16 protein-coding genes and 3 tRNA genes are annotated in these 19,111 nt (G+C 53.2%); 11 read left to right on the forward strand and 8 right to left on the reverse strand.

What is annotated here, in order from left to right:
* Positions 1-559: 559 nt before the first annotated feature.
* Together CUC53_RS06365 and CUC53_RS06370 are read right to left on the reverse strand one after the other, a co-directional pair.
* Positions 560-1,825 carry an inorganic phosphate transporter gene (locus tag CUC53_RS06365; protein WP_100293380.1) on the reverse strand — a complete coding sequence of 422 codons (1,266 nt, stop codon included), beginning with the start codon at positions 1,823-1,825 and terminating at the stop codon, positions 560-562.
* Between the two features lie 21 nt (positions 1,826-1,846).
* Positions 1,847-2,527 carry a TIGR00153 family protein gene (locus CUC53_RS06370; RefSeq protein ID WP_100293381.1) on the reverse strand — a complete coding sequence of 227 codons (681 nt, stop codon included), beginning with the start codon at positions 2,525-2,527 and terminating at the stop codon, positions 1,847-1,849.
* 169 nt (positions 2,528-2,696) lie between these two features.
* On the opposite strand from CUC53_RS06370, the gene CUC53_RS06375 reads away from it, so the two are divergent.
* Positions 2,697-3,668: a CYTH domain-containing protein gene (locus tag CUC53_RS06375; protein WP_100293382.1), complete on the forward strand. Its 972-nt coding sequence runs from the start codon at positions 2,697-2,699 to the stop codon at positions 3,666-3,668.
* A gap of 54 nt (positions 3,669-3,722) precedes the next feature.
* On the opposite strand, the gene dapA is transcribed toward CUC53_RS06375, so the two are convergent.
* The gene (dapA, locus tag CUC53_RS06380; RefSeq protein WP_100293383.1) at positions 3,723-4,595 is read right to left on the reverse strand and encodes a 4-hydroxy-tetrahydrodipicolinate synthase; all 873 of its coding nucleotides are present in this window, start codon (positions 4,593-4,595) and stop codon (positions 3,723-3,725) included.
* Positions 4,596-4,872: 277 nt separating this feature from the next.
* Here dapA and rsmC point away from each other — a divergent pair, with 277 nt between their 5' ends.
* The 6 genes from rsmC to CUC53_RS06410 all read left to right on the forward strand — a co-directional run bounded on the left by rsmC (position 4,873) and on the right by CUC53_RS06410 (position 9,179).
* Positions 4,873-5,901 (forward strand): 16S rRNA (guanine(1207)-N(2))-methyltransferase RsmC, encoded by a 1,029-nt coding sequence (gene rsmC / locus CUC53_RS06385; RefSeq protein ID WP_100293384.1) that lies wholly within the window; start codon positions 4,873-4,875, stop codon positions 5,899-5,901.
* Positions 5,902-6,029: 128 nt separating this feature from the next.
* Positions 6,030-7,247: a glucose-1-phosphate adenylyltransferase gene (gene glgC, locus CUC53_RS06390; protein WP_100293385.1), complete on the forward strand. Its 1,218-nt coding sequence runs from the start codon at positions 6,030-6,032 to the stop codon at positions 7,245-7,247.
* Complete coding sequence (gene glgA / locus CUC53_RS06395; protein WP_100293386.1) at positions 7,237-8,697, forward strand: glycogen synthase GlgA; 1,461 nt, start codon at positions 7,237-7,239, stop codon at positions 8,695-8,697. The genes glgC and glgA overlap by 11 nt, the downstream gene beginning before the upstream one ends.
* Before the next feature lie 129 nt (positions 8,698-8,826).
* Positions 8,827-8,912: transfer RNA gene (locus tag CUC53_RS06400), tRNA-Leu, on the forward strand.
* A gap of 51 nt (positions 8,913-8,963) precedes the next feature.
* Positions 8,964-9,049, forward strand: a tRNA-Leu gene (locus CUC53_RS06405).
* A 44-nt stretch (positions 9,050-9,093) separates the two neighbouring features.
* A tRNA-Leu gene (locus CUC53_RS06410) sits at positions 9,094-9,179 on the forward strand.
* Positions 9,180-9,420: 241 nt separating this feature from the next.
* Here CUC53_RS06410 and gshA read toward each other — a convergent pair.
* From gshA to CUC53_RS06430, 4 genes are all read right to left on the reverse strand, one after another.
* Entirely contained in the window at positions 9,421-11,016 is a 1,596-nt protein-coding gene (gene gshA / locus CUC53_RS06415; RefSeq protein WP_100293387.1) for a glutamate--cysteine ligase, read from the reverse strand.
* 63 nt (positions 11,017-11,079) lie between these two features.
* Positions 11,080-13,893 (reverse strand): M16 family metallopeptidase, encoded by a 2,814-nt coding sequence (locus CUC53_RS06420; RefSeq protein WP_100293388.1) that lies wholly within the window; start codon positions 13,891-13,893, stop codon positions 11,080-11,082.
* Positions 13,894-13,920: 27 nt separating this feature from the next.
* Positions 13,921-14,358, reverse strand: a complete 438-nt coding sequence (locus CUC53_RS06425) for a YqaA family protein (RefSeq protein ID WP_100293389.1) — start codon at positions 14,356-14,358, stop codon at positions 13,921-13,923.
* A gap of 95 nt (positions 14,359-14,453) precedes the next feature.
* On the reverse strand, positions 14,454-15,419 hold the full coding sequence (locus CUC53_RS06430; protein WP_201796726.1) for an NADP-dependent oxidoreductase: 966 nt from the start codon (positions 15,417-15,419) through the stop codon (positions 14,454-14,456).
* Between the two features lie 56 nt (positions 15,420-15,475).
* Between CUC53_RS06430 and CUC53_RS06435 the strand changes: the two genes are divergently transcribed.
* The 4 genes from CUC53_RS06435 (at position 15,476) to CUC53_RS06450 (ending at position 16,984) form a co-directional block, all read left to right on the forward strand.
* Entirely contained in the window at positions 15,476-15,643 is a 168-nt protein-coding gene (locus CUC53_RS06435; protein ID WP_167386704.1) for a hypothetical protein, read from the forward strand.
* 22 nt (positions 15,644-15,665) lie between these two features.
* A complete protein-coding gene (gene fos, locus CUC53_RS06440; RefSeq protein WP_100293391.1) occupies positions 15,666-16,088 on the forward strand; it encodes a fosfomycin resistance glutathione transferase in 423 nt (140 codons plus the stop codon).
* A gap of 44 nt (positions 16,089-16,132) precedes the next feature.
* Positions 16,133-16,456 carry a hypothetical protein gene (locus CUC53_RS06445; RefSeq protein WP_167386705.1) on the forward strand — a complete coding sequence of 108 codons (324 nt, stop codon included), beginning with the start codon at positions 16,133-16,135 and terminating at the stop codon, positions 16,454-16,456.
* Between the two features lie 237 nt (positions 16,457-16,693).
* Entirely contained in the window at positions 16,694-16,984 is a 291-nt protein-coding gene (locus CUC53_RS06450) for a hypothetical protein (RefSeq protein ID WP_100293393.1), read from the forward strand.
* A 134-nt stretch (positions 16,985-17,118) separates the two neighbouring features.
* Here CUC53_RS06450 and CUC53_RS06455 read toward each other — a convergent pair whose 3' ends face one another.
* The gene (locus CUC53_RS06455) at positions 17,119-18,888 is read right to left on the reverse strand and encodes a M4 family metallopeptidase (RefSeq protein ID WP_100293394.1); all 1,770 of its coding nucleotides are present in this window, start codon (positions 18,886-18,888) and stop codon (positions 17,119-17,121) included.
* Between the last annotated feature and the right edge of the window lie 223 nt (positions 18,889-19,111).

Genomic DNA, 19,111 nt, shown 5'->3' on the forward strand with positions numbered 1-19,111 from the left:
GGTTCACTAGGAGGCGAGCTCATCAGCGTGGCGCTAGGTGCCGTGCTGGTAGGGGCGCATTATAGGGAGGCGTGCCAAGATGACAAGAGCTTTTTTGCCTAACCCGTTTGTTTGCTCGGATATACAACAAATTGATGGCATTTCACTCGAAATTTATTTGAAGATGGGGCATTAGCTGATAATAACGCAAAATATGAAGCAACATATTCCGTGGCGTTGGGCTAAACATCACCACTCTCTCGTAACCTCAACAGTTTGTTGTGGCGTGAGAGGAGGAGGACCTTAGCACACTAGGGTGAAGCACTAAACTAACGCCCACCTCCTTCGGGGTGATTAGGATTACCGATCAGTCTCATGCTCCCTCAAGATATTTTCTCATTAAGTATCTTCATTTAGCTTACCTCCACCTTCTTTTACCCAAGGTAAAACCTCCAATAACAAAAATTGATGCAATAAAAAAGCACAAACCAAATATGGTTTGTGCTTAAGCAGAGCTATTAGGTGAGCAGGTTCACATAATACCCACCTAGTGATTCTTTAATACCAACGCTATTGGGCGCTAACCGAAATAGGCCCTTAGCACATAGAAAATCACAATCGACAAGATCGCACCTGCTGGTAGGGTAATCACCCAAGAGATAACGATATTGCGCAGTACACCCAAATTCAGTGCTGCAATGCCACGGGCTAAACCAACCCCCATGACCGCCCCGACCAGTGTTTGAGTGGTGGAAATTGGCAGCCCAGTGCCAGATGCGATCACCACCGTGGCCGCAGTCGCAAGCTGGGCGGCAAAGCCACGGCTCGGGGTGAGATGGGTGATCCCCGTGCCGACTGTCGCCATCACTTTCTCACCCATGGTCGCCAAGCCAATCACGATACCAATGCCTCCGAGTGGCAAGATCCACCAAGCAATCGATGCCTGGCTGGCGATTTCCCCACCAGAAGCAACGATAGAGGCAACAGCAGAGAGGGGCCCGATGGCATTCGCCACATCGTTAGACCCATGAGCAAACGCCATGGCACAGGCGGTGATCACCATCAAGATGCCGAACACTTTCTCCACGTTAGCAAAGTGCATCTTGCTGTCATCTTGTGGGTTGTATTGCTGGCCACGAATATAGATCCACCCTGCAAACGCTACCGCAATAGATATGACAACTGACAACATGATCCCTTCGCCATCGGTTAAGTGCAGACCAACGTGAGTCAGCCCTTTCTTAATCGTGACCAAACAAATCACCAAGGCGGTTAAGAACATGTAGAAAGGAACGTAACGTTTGGCATTGTTAAGAGGATTGTCAGTGTTAAAAATCAGCTTTTGCACACTGATAAACATGAAGTAGGCGATCACTCCTGAAATAGCGGGGGTGACGATCCAAGAACCGACAATGCCACCAAACTTGCTCCATTGCACCGCCTCGGGGCCAATGCTCACCACCGCAAAACCAACAATGGCACCGATGATGGAGTGGGTCGTTGATACCGGCCAGCCAAAATAAGAGGCCAATATGAGCCAGACACCCGCGGCAAGCAGTGAGGCAATCATGCCAAGCACTAACAGGTCCGGGGTGTCGGCAAAGGCATTACTGTCGATAATGCCATTGCGGATCGTGGCCGTTACCTCGCCCCCTGCTAAATAGGCGCCAGCAAACTCAAAAATCATGGCGATGATGATCGCCTGACGGATGGTCAGTGATTTGGTACCCACTGAGGTTCCCATGGCATTGGCTACATCATTAGCACCAATACCCCACGCCATCAAAAAGCCGAACAAGGCCGCCACCAGCACCAGTGTGGGGCCGTAATTCGCGATAATGTCCATTAGTCGTACCCTGTCTGTCGATTACGAACGAGCCAGCATCAGCTCAAGACGAGCACCAACGCGCTCAGCCTGATCTGCTAGGTCACCTACCCATTCGAGGATCTTATAGAGGAACATCACATCAATCGGGTTGTACTTCTGCTCAACGGCTTGTAGCTGCTGGCGTAATCCGATCTGCATGGTGTCAGTGTCATCTTCGATAAGATCCAGTTGATGGATCATCTCGGCGACCATCTCGACTTCTCGTCCTTTAAAACCGGTTTCGAGTAGCTCGTCGAGCTCACCGATCGCTTTTTCGGCTTGAGCGGTCGCATCAATGCAACGCTTCAGATACGCCATGAAGTCGGTTCGCATCTCGGCAGGAAACTCCATGCGCCGACCCAACATCCGGCCAGAAATATCCTTAGCGCGATTGGCAATTTTGTCTTGCTGGGTCAGTAACTCCAACAAGTCGGTACGTGCGACGGGTAAAAACAGACCGCGAGGGAGTTTTAGACGGATTTCACGCTTAAGAGTATCTGCCTCTTTTTCCAATTGGGCTATCTGTTGCCGAATACGCTCGGCATCTTCCCAACGGTCTTGCGCGATGGCATCAAAGAAAGGGACTAGCCGCTCACAACACTCGTGAACCTTAATGATATGCTTCTGCAACGGCTTGATGGGGGACTTGGCAAAAAGCCCTAATATAGTATTTACTGGCATGGTCAAACCTGTGTCGGTGAAAAAACACTCGATACGATTTTACGAGGCGCGCATGGTAACCGAACTAAGCCCTCAATAAAACCGCCAATTCATGTCGCTATCTCGCGGGTATTATATCCCCGCCATATCTATCTTGCCCCTTAACGCAATCAATCAGTGCGAACCAACTATGCAAACTGAGATCGAGATAAAATTTTTTGTCACCCGCAATATCGAGGTTGATTTATCCAACCTGTTGAATTTTTTTGCAATTAATGAACATTCATCACAGCAATTGGGTAACGTCTATTTCGATACACCGAACTTAGATTTACGCCGTCTCGAGATGGGATTACGGATCCGCCGCTGCGATACATTTGCCGAACAAACCATCAAGTGTCGCGGTCAAGTGATCGGTGGGCTGCATGCTCGGCCAGAATATAACGCCCCGATTCATGGCGATCTGCCAGACCTGACTGCCTTTCCTGATCACATTTGGCCAAGCACAACCGAACGCGATCGTATCCAGCCGCAATTAGAGGCCCAATTTCGCACCGATTTTCTGCGACGCTATTGGCGTATCGCGGTTACGGGTGGCGAGATAGAACTGGCGTGGGATCAAGGAGACATCATTGGCAGCCAAGGACGAGCAGAGATCAACGAGTTGGAACTGGAGCTCAAATCTGGGGATGCCATGGCGCTATTTACCGTGGCACAACAACTTGCACAGCTAGGTGGGCTTAGGCTTGGAGCGCAATCTAAAGCACAGCGAGGCTATCGTCTGGCAGGACTGGGTAAACCGCTGGGCTTAGTCCCATTGACAGGATCTGAGCCGCTGGCCGAACTGACCGGAGTCAGCGCAGGGTTGCATCACTGGCAACATCACGAACAGCTGTGGCTAGAACACCCTCAGGATCTGGCGCTACAGCAGCAAGCACTGCACGCCATGTGCCAAGGGATTGTGTTAGTGGCTGACTGTGCCAGCACTATTTCCCCAGCTGTCTCTTGGTTGCCAGCACTGGTTAACCTATTGACGCACTTGCAAGCCAATCTAAATGAAAGCCACAGTTGGCCCAATGAACTGGCGACGCTCTTGGTTTGCCCCAACTACATCGCATTACAGCTCGCCATTACTGCAACGCTACACCATGCCTCTAAATGATCCCCTTTGGAGCTAACAAACAAAACGGGTGAGCCTAAGCTCACCCGTTTTTGCTTACAGCAGGTTCAACTGCTGCATGGCACTGCGAATACGTTCGCGGGTGGCCTCAGCGAGTGGCATGACCGGTAACCGGCATTCGTCACTGCACAGACCGAGTAGGGAAGTTGCGTACTTAGCTCCGGCGGGACTGGGTTCAAGGAACATCGCCTGATGCAACGGGATTAACTTGTCTTGTAACTCACGGGCCTCTTGCCACTGACCAGCCAGCGTCAGGTTTTGCACCTCAGCCACCAACTTGGGGGCTACGTTAGCCGTCACGGAAATACAGCCCTGACCACCGCCAATGTTATAGGCTACCGCCGTGCCATCCTCACCTGAGAGCCACGCAAAGGGTTTATTGATCAGCTGACGCTCCGCCAAGGGGCGTGCCAAATCACCAGTGGCATCTTTTACCCCTGCAATTCGGGGCAGTTGGGCCAAGCGAGCAATAGTGGCAGGTTGTAAATCGACGACTGCACGGGGTGGAATGTTGTACAGAATGATGGGTTTAGCTGTGGCGTCGTGTAGCGCCTTAAAGTGGTGATAGAGCCCTTCTTGATTAGGGCGGTTGTAGTAACCAGCTACATGCAGGGTCGCATCTGCCCCCACTCGCTCTGCATACAGGGTATATTCGATAGCCTCAACCGGATTGTTAGAACCCGCACCGGCGATCACCGGGATACGTCCTGCAACTTGCTGCACCACCAATTCCACAACGCGGCAATGCTCATCATGAGTCAAGGTCGGGCTTTCACCAGTAGTGCCGACCGGCACAATACCATGGGTGCCTTGCTCAACATGCCACTCAACTAATCGCAGTAACGCTTCTTCATCTAACTTGCCCGCTCTAAATGGGGTGATCAGGGCAACTATCGAACCATGAAACATGGGATCTCCTTTCCGGTGGATCGTAAATGGCAAATAAAAACCCCGGTACGATGTGCGCAACCGGGGTTTAAATCGTCTCAGGGATGAGAGGTTACGCGCGAACGTCGGCAGGCCCAGTAATCAGGCTTTTTTTATGCTTTCGTTTCAACCCGTTAAACCGCATTTCATCATCTCTGGTGAAAAAATAGTGTCAGGGCATATTTCGGGAACACAGCATAAATGTCAAGGCGAAACCGGCTATGTATAATGGCCGGCCAAAATGATGTGGAGAAACCCGATGAGCAGCCCAATCAGTGCCGTCAGCCAAATGTTGCAACGAAACCAAGCCTTTTTTGTCGGCAAACGGCTGCTGATCTGTGGCGCACTCGAAGATGACTATCCGCATCAGCTCGGCACCTTAACCAGTGCGCTGACCGTTTTTACCACTGACTACTGCTACTACCGTCGCCAGCAAAGGGCGCTTGGGGCAGCGGTTGTGTTCGATCATCAACTGGCGGGCTCCCCTCGCTTTGATGCGTTGTTGCTACTCATGCCCAAAGCGAAAGCTGAAGCACAGTATCTGCTGGCCATGATGGCGCCGCTGCTTGAGCCCAGCGCCGAGCTGTTTCTGGCAGGGGAAAATCGTGGTGGTATCAATGGCGCCGATAAACTGCTGGCGCTTTATGGCGACAAGTCCATTAAGCGGGATTCGGCGCGGCGCTGCTCGCTCTACCACAGCATACTGAGCAAACCGGTTGCACCGTTTGTGCTAGATGAGTGGTTGCGCCAATATGAATGCCACGCTGGCAACACGTCCCTCACCGTGCTGGCTTTACCCGGTGTCTTTAGTGCCGAAGAGCTTGATGACGGGAGTAAAATGTTACTTGATAACCTGCCCCCGATGGCGGGTGAGCTGCTCGATTTTGGCTGTGGGGCTGGGGTCATCGGCTCGGTGCTTGCTAAGCGCAATCCCGATCTCGCCGTCACCATGGTGGATATCAATGCGCTGGCGCTGGAGTCAAGCCGTCGCACCTTAGCGATCAATGGACTAACGGCAACGGTGCGCGCATCCGATATTTATTCCGATCTCTCGCAACCATTTGATCATATTGTCTCAAACCCGCCTTTTCATGCTGGGCTCAACACCTTCTATGCCGCCACGGAAACCTTCCTCTGTCAGGCGCCGGCATTTTTACGGGCCCAAGGTCGCCTCACCATCGTCGCCAATGGCTTTTTACGCTACCAACCGCTCCTAGAAAACCACTTCAAACAGACCGAGATTGTCAGTAGCGATGCCAAGTTCAAGGTTTATCTGAGTCGCCTTTAACCCCCTCTCGGGGTGCCTCAAAACCGCTAGAACACCCGACCACAGATCCGTTAAGGTACTCACACTAGGCCTTCGTGCGGGGCCTTGGTGACAAAATGGCACTGGGTTGAACCAACGGAGGCGGCAAGATGGCAGGCATATTGACCATGATCTTGGCTGGCGGCGAAGGCACTCGCTTACAGCCGCTGACGACAACACGCAGTAAACCAGCCGTCCCTTTCGGTGGCAGTTATCGGTTGATCGACTTTGTACTCAATAATTTCGTCAATGCCGACTTCCTGCGGATTTATGTGCTGACCCAGTTCAAATCCCAATCTCTCTATTTACATATGAAGAAGGGCTGGAACATCGTCGGGATCACTGATCGCTTTATCGACCCGATTCCGGCGCAAATGCGGATGGGAAAACGTTGGTATGCGGGCACCGCTGATGCCATTTATCAAAATCTCAGTTTCGTCGAACAAGCAGAGCCCGATCACGTCTGTATTTTTGGATCGGATCATATCTACAAGATGGATGTGAGCCAGATGGTCAACTTTCACAAACAAAAAAACGCAGCGTTAACAGTCGCAGCACTGCGTATGCCGATTGAGGAAGCCAGTGCCTTTGGGGTTATTGAGGTCGATGATGAAGGACGCATGATCGGCTTTGTGGAAAAACCCCGCCATCCCAAGCCTATTCCTGGAGCACCTGAGCTGGCCCTAGTGTCTATGGGGAACTACATCTTTGCTGCCGAGGTATTGTACCGAGTGCTCAAACAAGATGCTGTCGATCCTAGCTCCAGCCATGACTTTGGCAAAGATGTTATTCCCAGTCTCTACCCACAAGCGCCAGTGTATGTCTATGACTACAGCAGCAATGTGATCCCAGGGGAACAACCGGGGGTTTACTGGCGTGACGTGGGCACCTTGGATGCCTATTGGCAGGCGCACATGGACCTGGTTACCACACCGGCTCCTTTCAGCCTTTATAACCGCAAATGGCCGCTGCATACCCACTACCCCGCTCTGCCTCCCGCCACCTTTATCGATAGCGACGAGCACAAAGTGAACATTGCTCATTCGTTAATTTCCGCAGGATGTTTCATTCAAGGCAGTCAAATTCAACGGTCGATCCTGGGATTTCGCTGCAACATTGGCCCCGGCAGCCAGCTTCGAGAGTCGATTCTGCTTGGCGATGTCAAGGTTGGCGAAGGCTGCATCATTCATCGCACCATTATCGACAAGAATGTTGAAATTGCGCCAGGCACCGTAATCGGTGAAAATCTAGACCACGACAGAGAGCGATTTACCGTATCCGAAGGCGGTATCGTTGTAGTACCTAAGGGAGCGCGCGTTGGATACTAACTCATTGAAAATATTGTTTGTGGCCTCAGAAGTTGAGGGGCTTGTCAAAACTGGCGGATTGGCCGATGTGGCCCGAGCACTGCCACTGTATCTGACCCAGCACGGCCATGATGTCCGAATTATGCTGCCGTTTTACCAGAGCATAAAACGCCGAGATGAGGCCACCCTGCTGGGTGACTACTCCCTACCGACCTATCCTGGCTTGCCGGCACTGAACTATCGCATTTATCAGCTGACTCAAGATGGGGTATGTATTTATCTGCTTGATTACCCGCCCTATTTTGAACGAGCCCAACTCTACGCAGAAAACAACGAGGCGTATTCAGATAATGGCGAACGCTTTGCGTTTCTGGCGGCGGCGGCGTTACATGCCTGTGAACAGCTCGGATTTGCCCCCGATATTGCCCACTGTAACGATTGGCACACCGGCCTGCTGCCCCTGCTGCTCAAGACCCGCTATGCTCACCACCCTTTCTTTAAGCAAACACGCAGTGTGATCAGCATCCACAATGCCGCCTTTCAGGGCATATTTGGCCGAGAACAGTTCTGGGCTATCCCCGAAATTGCCGATTATGAGCAGCGCATCAACGACGATTATGGCTCTGTTAACTTGCTTAAATGCGGTGTGCTTTATGCCGACAAAATCAATGCGGTCAGCCCAAACTATGCCCAAGAGCTACTGACTAATCTCGGTGCTCATGGCATGGCACACATTTTTCAGCAACGGGCTGCCGATTTGTGCGGCATCCTCAACGGATGCGACTATCAAGACTGGGACCCCCAATTTGATGACTTGTTGCCTGCGACTTATCACGTGGATGACCTCGCAGGTAAACATATTTGCAAGCAACGCCTGCAACAGGAAATGGGCCTGCCTGTGGTCGATCTCCCCATCTACGGCATGGTGTGCCGCCTGACGGAGCAAAAAGGGGTGCATCTGCTGCTGCCTATCCTTGCGACATTTTTGCGCCACCAAGTACAAGTCGTCATTGTCGGTTCTGGCGATCCAGCCCTCGCCAACCAATTACAGGCCGCCGCCCAGCTGCATCCAGGCAAGCTAGTGTTTATCAACACCTACGACGACCGCTTGGCTCATCTGGTGGAGGCGGGAGCAGATTTCTTCCTGATGCCGTCATTATTCGAGCCTTGTGGCCTCAACCAAATGTACAGCTTGGCTTACGGCACCTTACCGCTGGTCAGGGCGGTGGGAGGGTTAAAAGATACCGTGGTAGATTGGGATGACGACCCTATCCGTGCAACTGGCTTTTGCTTTGAGCAACCAACCGCCGCGACGCTGCTCGATACCCTGCGCCGCAGCTTGATCTGTTTTTTGCAAGACAAGGCCCAGTTTACCAAGGTTCAGCGCCATGCCATGCAGACGCGCTTTCACTGGCCTGACTCTGTTATCCAGTACGAACAGATGTATCTGAATGCGTTAGGCCGCAGCTAGCAGACAGGTTTACGGCTATTGCTAACCTTTTTACCCCTTAGCCTTTGTTTTCAGCGTCAACAGCGAAAAAAGTCATCTTTGGCTGTTGACGCTCCGACAAAACACTATAGAATCCCCCACCGCAGTGATGCGAAGGTGGCGGAATTGGTAGACGCGCTAGCTTCAGGTGTTAGTGTCCCACGGATGTGAGGGTTCGAGTCCCTCTCTTCGCACCATACTGCCGTGTTGAACCAGCAACATGTAAATCTCTCTGGTACTCCCAATGTGCGAAGGTGGCGGAATTGGTAGACGCGCTAGCTTCAGGTGTTAGTGCCCCCCGGGTGTGAGGGTTCGAGTCCCTCTCTTCGCACCATGCTTTATTCAGACAGCATGTAAATCCAGACTGAAAACCAGTGTGCGAAGGTGGCGGAATTGGTAGACGCGCTAGCTTCAGGTGTTAGTGTCCCACGGATGTGAGGGTTCGAGTCCCTCTCTTCGCACCATCTTTTCTAAAAAATCCACCGCGTTACTCTTCTATCTAACCACCCTTCATAGCCAGTTCAATTCGTTCCACGTTCGCCTTGTTAATGCCAATCCATAATGCTTGTAAATGCTAATACCCTGCATTTGTGGTTTATCTCTGTTTTTCTGTCGCCCTCTTCCTCTCACAAACCAGCCCAGAACCAACATGCTTTCCGAGTAAGAGGGACAATGAAGAGCGCCCTCTTGCTCGAAAACCTTGATTTACGGCTGTTTACTGCTCCCAAAATAGTCAGCAAGAAACTCGTCGAAACTCAGACTATCGCTGCGTTCCCTCTCCCGCTGTTTCACTAGAGAGTCCCGCGCTTCCGCGGTGAAATAGGCTTCATCCCAATATTGCAGTTCAGCGGCCAACAACTCATCGCGGTAACGGGTCGCCAAGTGATCGCCAAAACAGCTGTTATCGTCACCGTTGGCCAAGAGTGCTTTGAGCATCCGAGCGGAGAACGTCAACTCAGGGTTATGTAGTTTCTCTCGGTGTTCGGCCAATGTTTTGCGGTAGTGATGGCGACCACAACAGCGATCCAGCAGTTCAGCCACTTGATCCAGTTCATCAAATAGCCGGAGACCGAACGCGTTGAGCGCGATGGCCTGGCCCTGCTCGTCCTCAAGTTCAAGGCCGGGACGACGCCCCTCCAACACCACCTTGTTCTGGTTGCGCCGATTACGGGCAATCTCCTCTTCACTGAGCATTGGAGAGGGCCGTAGCAGACACCAGACCAAGAACAGGTCAAAGAAACGGATCTGATCCGCCTCAATTCCCAGCGGCGTAAAGGGGTTGACGTCTACAGTACGCAGCTCGATGTATTCGATGCCCCGCTGCGCCAAGGCATCAGACGGTTTCTCACCACTGCGCGGGGTGCGCTTGGGCCGAATTGGCGCGTACAGTTCGTTTTCTAACTGCAGCACGTTGTCGTTGAGCTGACGATATTCACCATTGACCTTAACCCCGGTCTTCGCAAACTCGGGGTGATGGGTATTGATCGCGCGGCGCAGGCTACTGACATACGCCGGCAGGCTGTTATGGCTGATATTCAGGCCCGCTTGGGCGTTATTGGTGTAACCCAGATCAGACAGCCGCAGCGCGGTAGCATAAGGCAGATAGAGCGTGCCTTTACCGGTTTTCTGGAAGGGCAGCGAGCTATCGCGCCCCTTTAGGAAAGATTCGCAGATGGCAGGGGATGCACCAAACAGATAGGGCACCAGCCAGCCGAAACGATAAACGTTGCGGATCAGCCCCATGTATTTGTCGGAGATGAAACGCTGGCTACAACAGCCTTCGCACACCAGATCTTGCCATTCGCTCCAAAAACTATCCGGCATCGAGAAATTAAAATGCACTCCGGCGATCACCTGCATCAGGCTGCCGTAGCGGTTCTTAAGACCCTGGCGGTAAAGAGTCTTCATCCGCCCGATATTAGAGCTGCCATATTGGGCCAGTCGGATACTCTCTTCATCTCCCACAAAACAGGGCATCGATAGCGGCCAAATACGCTCTTCGCCCAAATGCTGCAGCACGTGATGATGAATGTCGCCAAGCTGCTCCATCAAACTATCGATGGAGTCGGTCGCTGGGGTGATGAATTCCAACAAACTTTCGGAATAATCGGTAGTGATATTGGCATGGGTCAGGGCCGAGCCAAGGCTCGCAGGATGATCGCCGTCGGCTAATCGTCCTTCTGGGGTAATACGCAGACACTCTCGTTCGATGCCGCGCCGGATGCCCTTCAGGGCTGTCAACCGCTCCGGTGTCCCTAGGGCATTCAGTAACTCGGTCAGTGACAAGCTAGTTGTGGTCATATACACGGCTCAATGTGGGGCCGCCCCACTCGGGGGCGGCGCTATTTCGTGATGGTAGTGCGCTTACGGCAACTGCAACGGATAGATGGGAAGATGAAGCTCCTGCAGGGGTTTTTCAAGCTTTTGCTTGTCGCCAACCACCACAATCACCATCTGCGCAGGGTCCAACCAGTGGGCGGCGCTGGCTTTGAGCTCTGCCGAAGCGACCGTTTTGATCCGCTGCGTCTGGGCCTGGACATAATCCGGCTGCAAGTCATACATGATCATCTGCAGCAGAAAACTCGCTTTCTGATCAAGGGTTTCGTAGGAGATCGCATCCTGCTGAGAGACAGCGCTACGCATGTAGGCCAGCTCGACAGGGGTGGGGCCCGTAGTGCGGTAATTGTCCAGCTCTTGTAAAAATTGACGGATGGCATCCACGGTCGCATCGCTGCGCACATCGGCGCCGGTGGCAAAGGTCCCTGCTTCTCGGTTGGCCGAAAAACCGGAACTGGCGCCGTAGGTATATCCCTTATCTTCGCGCAGATTGAGATTAATACGGCTGTTGAAATTCCCCCCCAGATTGAAGTTCATCAGCCCAGCGGTGAAGTAATCCCCCATGGTATCAAACGGCATAGCCCGACGACCGATACGGATCACCGATTGAGGAGCCCCAGGCTTATCGACCAAATAGATGCCCGGTTTAGCCTGCTCCCCCTTCGGCATTAAGCTACCTAGGGTGGGGGCTTTACCCTGCCACTGGGTTAAGAAGCCAAGCTGCGCTTCCAGTTGTGATTGGGTTACATCGCCCACCACCACCACTTTGGCATTGTGCGGGCTGTAGTAACGCTGATAGAAACGCCGCACATCGGCCAGCGTCAACTTAGCCACGTCGGTCGCGGTCCCATCTGACGGCTGACCTAGCCGATTTTGCTTACCATACACCAGCTCCCGAAACGCTTGGCTCACCAACCATTCAGGTTGCTGCTGGCTTTGCTGCATGCCCTGTAACAATTGCGCCTTAACTCGCTCGAAGTCTGCCGCACGTAGGCCCGGTTGCTGATAAACCTCCTGCACTAATGCCAAGGTCTGCGGCAACTTGTCGGCCAGTGAACTGATGGTGATCAAGGTGTTGTATTGGGCGCTGGAAACACTGACGCTAGAACCCAATTTGCGTAGTTCATCACTGAGATCAGCCTCGGTTAGGCGCTCTGAACCCTGCCCCATCATGGCGGCAGTCAAATTGGCCAAGCCAAGCTCGCCTTTTCCTTCGGCTAACATGCCGCCAGGCAGGGCGATAATGATAGACACGGCGGGGATCTCATCATTCTGGGTGCCGATGATCTGAATGCCTTGGTCCAACTTGCCGTGCCAGATGACCGGCATATTGACACTGACCGCGCCCCCCATGTTGGGCTGCACGCTACGATCAAAGGTATCCTTAACTGGCCGTTCGACCAGTGCCACATCGTGCTTGCTATAGTCTGGCAACGCCCGTTTGGCTGGGACAAAGTTCGGCTTGGCCACCTGCCATGCTCCCTTGCCCTTGGGTACCACGCTCATCACCACCGCCGACTTGTTAGCAATGAAGGTGTCGTAAGCGCTCTTCACCTGCGCTGGGGTTACCTTGCTAATCGCATCGAGGGTTTTGAACACATAGTTAGGGTCTTTGGCAAATACCTGACCCATGGCGAGCTGGCTGACCTTGCCCGAAACGCTGTCCAGCCCCCAGATGGCGGAAGCACGATAACTGCTGATGGCTTTCTCTAGGTCCTCAGGCTTGAGGCCGCGCTGGGCAAACTCACCAATCACCTTGTCCACCTCGCCTTTGAGGGTCTTGAGGCTGCCATCAACCGCTGGGTTAGGGTAGGCATAGACAGTCAAGGTACAGGCTAGCTCTTCACAGTAGTGCGATGCCCCTACATCGATCGCCTTACCGGTCTTTACCAACGACTGGTAAAGCATCGAGCTAGCCGAACCACCCAGCACATCGGCAAACATGTCGAGCGCCGGCTCTTGTGGATCGCCAAGAGAGACCGTCGGGTAACTGATATAGAGCAGCGGTAAGTGCACTTTATCCTCTAACGTCAGATAACGGGTCTCGGGCAGAGTGACCGGTTTAGGGGTCGGCTCAGCCACCTCTGGGCCGCGAGGAATGGAGCCGAAGTATTGTTCAATCCAAGCCAGCGCTTGCTTGGTATCGAAGTCACCCCCTAGGGTCAGGGTCGCATTGTTCGGGCCATACCAACGCAGGAAGAACTGCTTGAGATCGTTGACATCAACCCGATCGAGATCCTCCACATAGCCGATCGGCTGCCAAGAATAGGGATGAGTCCGCGGATAGAGCGCCTCCCCCACCTTCTCACTCACCAGCCCGTAAGGCTGATTGTCGACCCGCTGGGCCCGCTCGTTCTTGACCGTGGAACGCTGAATTTCAAATTTTTTCTGGCTTACCGCATCGAGTAAAAACCCCATCCGGTCCGCCTCTAGCCACAACACTTTTTCCAGCTGATTAGCTGGCACAGTTTCGTAGTAGTTGGTCCGATCCTTGTTGGTGGTGCCATTCATATCACCACCAGCTTCGTTGATGATCCGCATATGCTCCTGATCACCGACATGTTTCGAGCCTTGGAACATCATGTGTTCAAAGAAATGAGCAAAGCCCGATTTGCCAACCGTCTCGCGCGATGATCCAACGTGATAAGTGACATCAAGGTGAACCAGCGGATCTGTGCGATCGGGGGCAAGGATCACCGTCAGACCGTTATCTAACTTGTAGAGCTGATAAGGGATGGCGAGTTTGCCCTCCTCTTTCAGCTGCTCCGCCACCAGCGTCGGGGCAGCCAACACCGGCAGGGTAAACCCCAGCAACATACTTAATGGAATCAATTTGTTCACGCTAACCTCGTGCGTCACGAAAAAGAGCTAAAAAATCTGGCTGGCCAAGAGAAATATCAGGGCATAACGCAATAACTTGCCAAGCCCAATCAGGATCAGAGAACGCCAGAACGAGAGGCGTAGCCAGCCGGCCAGTAGACAAAGACCATCGCCCAACACCGGTGTCCAAGCAAGCAGCAGACACCAGTGACCGTGTTGTTTGAGCCAACCTAAGGCTTTTTGTTCCCCTCGGCTTTGAAAATCCTCCGGTTTTTTCTTGAAAGTAGCAAGCCAACCCAGCCACCAAGTGGTCATAGAACCGAGGGTATTCCCCAAGGTGGCCCAAAAAAGCAAGCTGGCCATGCTCCATTCGCCTTTCCCCGTCATGGCAGCCAGCAACACCTCCGAACTACCAGGCAGCAGGGTCGCCGAGGTAAATGCACTCACAAATAACCAGCCGAGGCTCATCTCCATCAGTGCGTTCATCACCAGCACACCTTGCGGTAGGGGGAGAGCGTCACCGCATCCCTCAGCACGTCGTTCCTTCCACTCATGCTCGCTCGCAGGGCATCACCCATGGCTCATGCGCCCACTAGGTCAGCCGCAGGCATGCGTAGCAGTATTTTGCCACGCACATGACCCGCCTCAATGGATTGATGGGCCAAGGCCCCGTCAGCCAAAGCAAATTCGCCAGAAACGGTAGTGTGCACTTCTCCTTGGCGTAGCAGTGCTAGCATCTGAGCCAATTGTTGACGATCGGGATGAACCAGCATCCCAACGACATTAACATCGGCCGCAGCTCCCGCATCCTTTATCTGCTGGGCAGTAATAGTGGGCACCGTCACCAGCCGACCATTGGGTTTGACGCAAGCCAGTGCCGCTTGAGCACTGGCGCCGCCCATCAGATCCAGCACCAGATCGACCTGTCCAATCTGGGCAACCCAATCAGCCTGATGATAATCGACCACTAAGTCCGCCCCGAGGCGTTGCAGGAACCCATGATTGTCATGGCTAGCGGTAGTCGCCACCTCGGCACCAGCACGATGAGCAAACTGCACCGCTAGATGGCCGACACCACCTGCCCCCGCCAAAATCAGCACCCGTTGCCCCGCCTGGAGCGCCCCTTGTTCAAACAGCCCCTGCCACGCGGTCAGCCCCGCTAGCGGCAACGCGGCTCCCTGCCGGAGATCGACTCCATCAAGCTTGACCAGCTCCTGTTCGCTGGCTATTACCGACTCGGCATAACAACCCCCTCGCAGTGGCACCCCAATCATACCGCACACCCTGTCCCCCTTCTGCAGTGCGGTAACACCGGGACCAATTTGCTCAACCACGCCCGCCGCATCAAAACCGGGGGTCCAAGGTAACGCATCTTTATGCTGACTTGCCGCCCAGCTTAACCCCGCACGAGTCTTGGCATCGATCGGATTGACCCCCGCAAAACAGACTCGCACTCTGACCTCGCCCTCGGCTGGCATCTTATCGAGCAAAGGGGCAAGCTGAAGTACCGAGAGGCCACCGAATGCGGTAATCTGTAGCTGCGTCATCACACAATCCATCCTGTTGATTGATATAAGATCCACAGAATAACAGCGAGGGCATCATGGCTCGAATGTTTCTTATTCCTCTGTTACTGGCGTTGGGATGGTGGGCCTGTTTGCTTTACTTTCGTATTCCAATCAAACAGGGAGCAAAAGGCTTTTATTGGATTATTGGCATCGGCGGCGGACTGGCGGCATTCTTTAGCCTGATGATGGTGCTCACTCACTAGGGATGAGATAAGGAGAGCAAAAATGCTAACCGGCCTGAATCATCTGACCCTGACCACTGGGGATCTCGATCGTAGTCTGGCATTCTATGTTGACCTGCTGGGAGCGCGCCCGCGAGTGCGCTGGGCAGGCGGTGCCTACCTGACGCTCGGCGAAGTGTGGCTCTGTCTCTCCTGTGACATACCACAACCGGCTCAAGACTATAGCCATGTGGCCTTCACCATTGCGCCCGAACAATTTGCCCACTTCTGTGAGCGGCTGCGCCGAGCCGGTGTCACCGAGTGGAAACACAACCGCAGCGAAGGGGATTCTCTTTATCTGCAAGATCCTGACGGCCACCGTTTGGAGATCCATGTCGGCGATCTGGCCAGTCGGCTTGCGTCTCTCGCACAGCAGCCTTATGAGGAGCTGCTCTGGCTGGATCACACACCTTCAACAACGACTTAGCGCTTTCCCCCTAAACTTCAGGTAGCTCCCCCAACACCGAGGTGATGATGAACAGAACTTCTCTGCTATTGATGCTGATACTGGCTCATGGCGTAGCGTTTGCTGCCCCGAAACACCACGATGACGAGAACCGCTCTCGTGATGACATCAAACTAGATATTAACTGGGATCAAAAAGAGTACGACTGGTGGCAGAGCAACTGCCTTGACGTAGGATTCGGTGATAACCGGATCCAACTCAATTGCGATAAGGTTGAAAGCAAATACCGAGAGCACTATAACCGCAGCGTGCATGGGGAGCACAACCCAGGCAAGGGGCATAACAAACACAAAGCACAAGATAAGAGAGATAAAAGTAAGAAGAACTGAACACTGTCTGTTATCCCACTGGGGCCGCCGGCCCCTCTCTTCCTGAGCAAGGAAAACAGGCGCTACGCCACCCCTGTTCGCACTGCGACTGCCCGCGACGGCTCGCTAACGAGTTGGCTAGTCACCCCCGCATAGATGCCTTATGATGGCTTGATTTGGACGGATACTACTCTGCTGGCAGAGGATAAGTCCTGCCCTTCCCACACTCAGATACATTCTCGACAGGTCGAGGTCATAATGAAAAAAATTGGTCTATTACTTTCTCTCGTATTGGCGCACGGCGTGGTGCTTGCCGATCCCCAAAACAGTGATGGCAGTCCGCTAGCTCCCGATAACAGCAATTCAGGGCTGATGTCTGCGCAGCAAGAAGTCGAATGGTGGCAAAAAAACTGCATCAATACCGGGCAGATAAACCTCGAGTCACAACCCAAATGCGATCTGCTGGATCAGAAATATCGGGACCGCTATAACCGCGAGATGTCTCAACGCAACAACTCGAACGTTCGTGATCCTAACGCAGCTATGTAATACCGCATAAATTGAACGTTTTATGTACAGAGGGGCCATTGGCCCCTCTGTACATTGGCAGGTATTACATACCGAGACCATCGCTAGCCGCAGTTAGCTCTGTTACCCCCACTAGCTAGATCCATACCTAGAGATCAGTAGCTGGCCTTAAGCGTGATGCCACTAAATGCCGTGTAGCCGGAGAGCTGTACATACCAAGTGCCAGCCTTGGGATTGCTTAACGTACAGGTTTCATTGTTACCCGCTTTAAAGGGGCGGCAATCATAACTGCTACTGGTGGGGGCAGTGCCAAAACGGACGTAGAGATCTGCATCCCCCGTGCCACCACTACTGCTCACTTGCAGTTGGGTAGTCCCTGCTGGCACGGTCAGGGTGTAATTAAGCTTGCCCCCTTTGGTGCCGGAAAGGCCGCTAACGGGTACGCCATTTTGTAAGACATTATCGCTAGGCGGTGGGGTGGTAGTACCGCACGTGGCATCGACACCGACCGTCTGGAAAGCCCGCGTAACATCGGCTTGGCTATAACCGAGATCCGCTGTCGCTTTGCTGACGCCACAGGCCCCTTGCTGATAGTCAGTATTCGCCCCCCAGTAAAGACGATTCGCAAGCACGAAGACCTCAAATGCTTTACGGGTGTTCCAACCACTGGTGGTGGCGAGCAGGTAGAACGCGCGATTGTAAACCCCGGAGCTGTGATGAACATCCATCCCCTCTTTATAATCCGCCGCATGGCCAATAGAGTTGCCATCTCGGGTAGGGTCTTCAAAGTAGCGCAGCGATCCGTTGCCCTTGAAGATCTGGGCACCGACCAGCCAGTCGTTGCTGCCCTTCATGTAGAACTCCGCCGCCTCCCCCGCCATGTCGGAGAACGCTTCATTAATCCCACCAGACTGACCGGCATAGACTAACCCCGAGTTCTGTTCGGTGAAGCCATGGCTCACCTCATGGGCGGCGACATCCAGACTAACCAAGGGATAGAAGGTGGTGGCACCGTCACCGAACGTCATCTGGCTGCCATCCCAAAAGGCGTTCTCGTAACTCTTGCCATAGTGTACCCGCATCTTGAGCTTAAAGCTGAGCGGTGCGGTGTTGTACCACTCGCGGTACATGTTGAAGACTACGTTACCAAAATAGTGGGCATCATTGAGCGGTGAGTAGGCGCCGTTGATCGCTTTGACCGTGTTCTCTGGACAGGTGAACTGGTGGATTGAACCGCCCGAGGTAGCGTTGTTAAGGTTAATGGTGTCGACGTTAGTGCTGGTCATCCGGCAAGTATCATCGACGACCAGCGGGCCAAAGTCGGTGCCATAAACGTATTTTCCGGTCTTGATATTACCGCCTGGGCCTATCGCATCTTTATGATTTATCCCTTCCCAGCGTTTGATCTCTTCGCCAGTCTGGGCATCGAGAATCACGAAGGGACGGCTTGGTTTACCACCCTCGGCAACGAAAGAGACCTGATAGACCAAGCGAGCCTGCCCACTCTCATCTTGCATCACATAGAGCTTGGTCTGCTCGTTGTTACCCTTGGCTCCCACTTTGGCTTTGCTAGTGGCCTCCTGAGGGGAAAGGGTAGCTGTCGGACTGGCAACATCCTGCTCAATTTGCCGCAGCATACGCCCCTTCGCCTGCTGCACTTGCCCATTGGCGCTTTGTTCTGCCACCAACACCTGCCCCATCACCGGAATACCGTTCCAGGTCTGTTCATAACGTACCCGCTGCTTGCCGTTGGGCAGCTTGACTATCCGAACCTGGCGAAATTCACCTTCCCCTACGAGTAAGGTGGCTGCCGCAATCCCCGCGCGTGCCTTAATACCGTCAGCTTGAGTGATCTCGACCTCTTGCGCGGCCAATGCCGCACTGCCCCAGCAAGCTAATGTGATGGCCAGATAGACTTTATTCATCTTTTCTTTCCTTAAATCGATGAGTGAACATACCGACGATTGGTCGGACCTCTTCAAGCTATCGAGACTCATAAAAAACTCAGCCTGTCATATTTAACAGGGCAGCATAAATCGGTAGCCGTTTATGCTGAGCAGCCAAAAAAAGAGCCATACGCTGTTTATTTTTGGCAGATTATCGGGTTAAACGACGGTCGCTATCTCTTCAGAGAGAGCGATAAATCGG

It is taken from the genome of Aeromonas cavernicola (assembly GCF_002795305.1).
In the GTDB taxonomy this organism is placed as follows: domain Bacteria; phylum Pseudomonadota; class Gammaproteobacteria; order Enterobacterales; family Aeromonadaceae; genus Aeromonas; species Aeromonas cavernicola.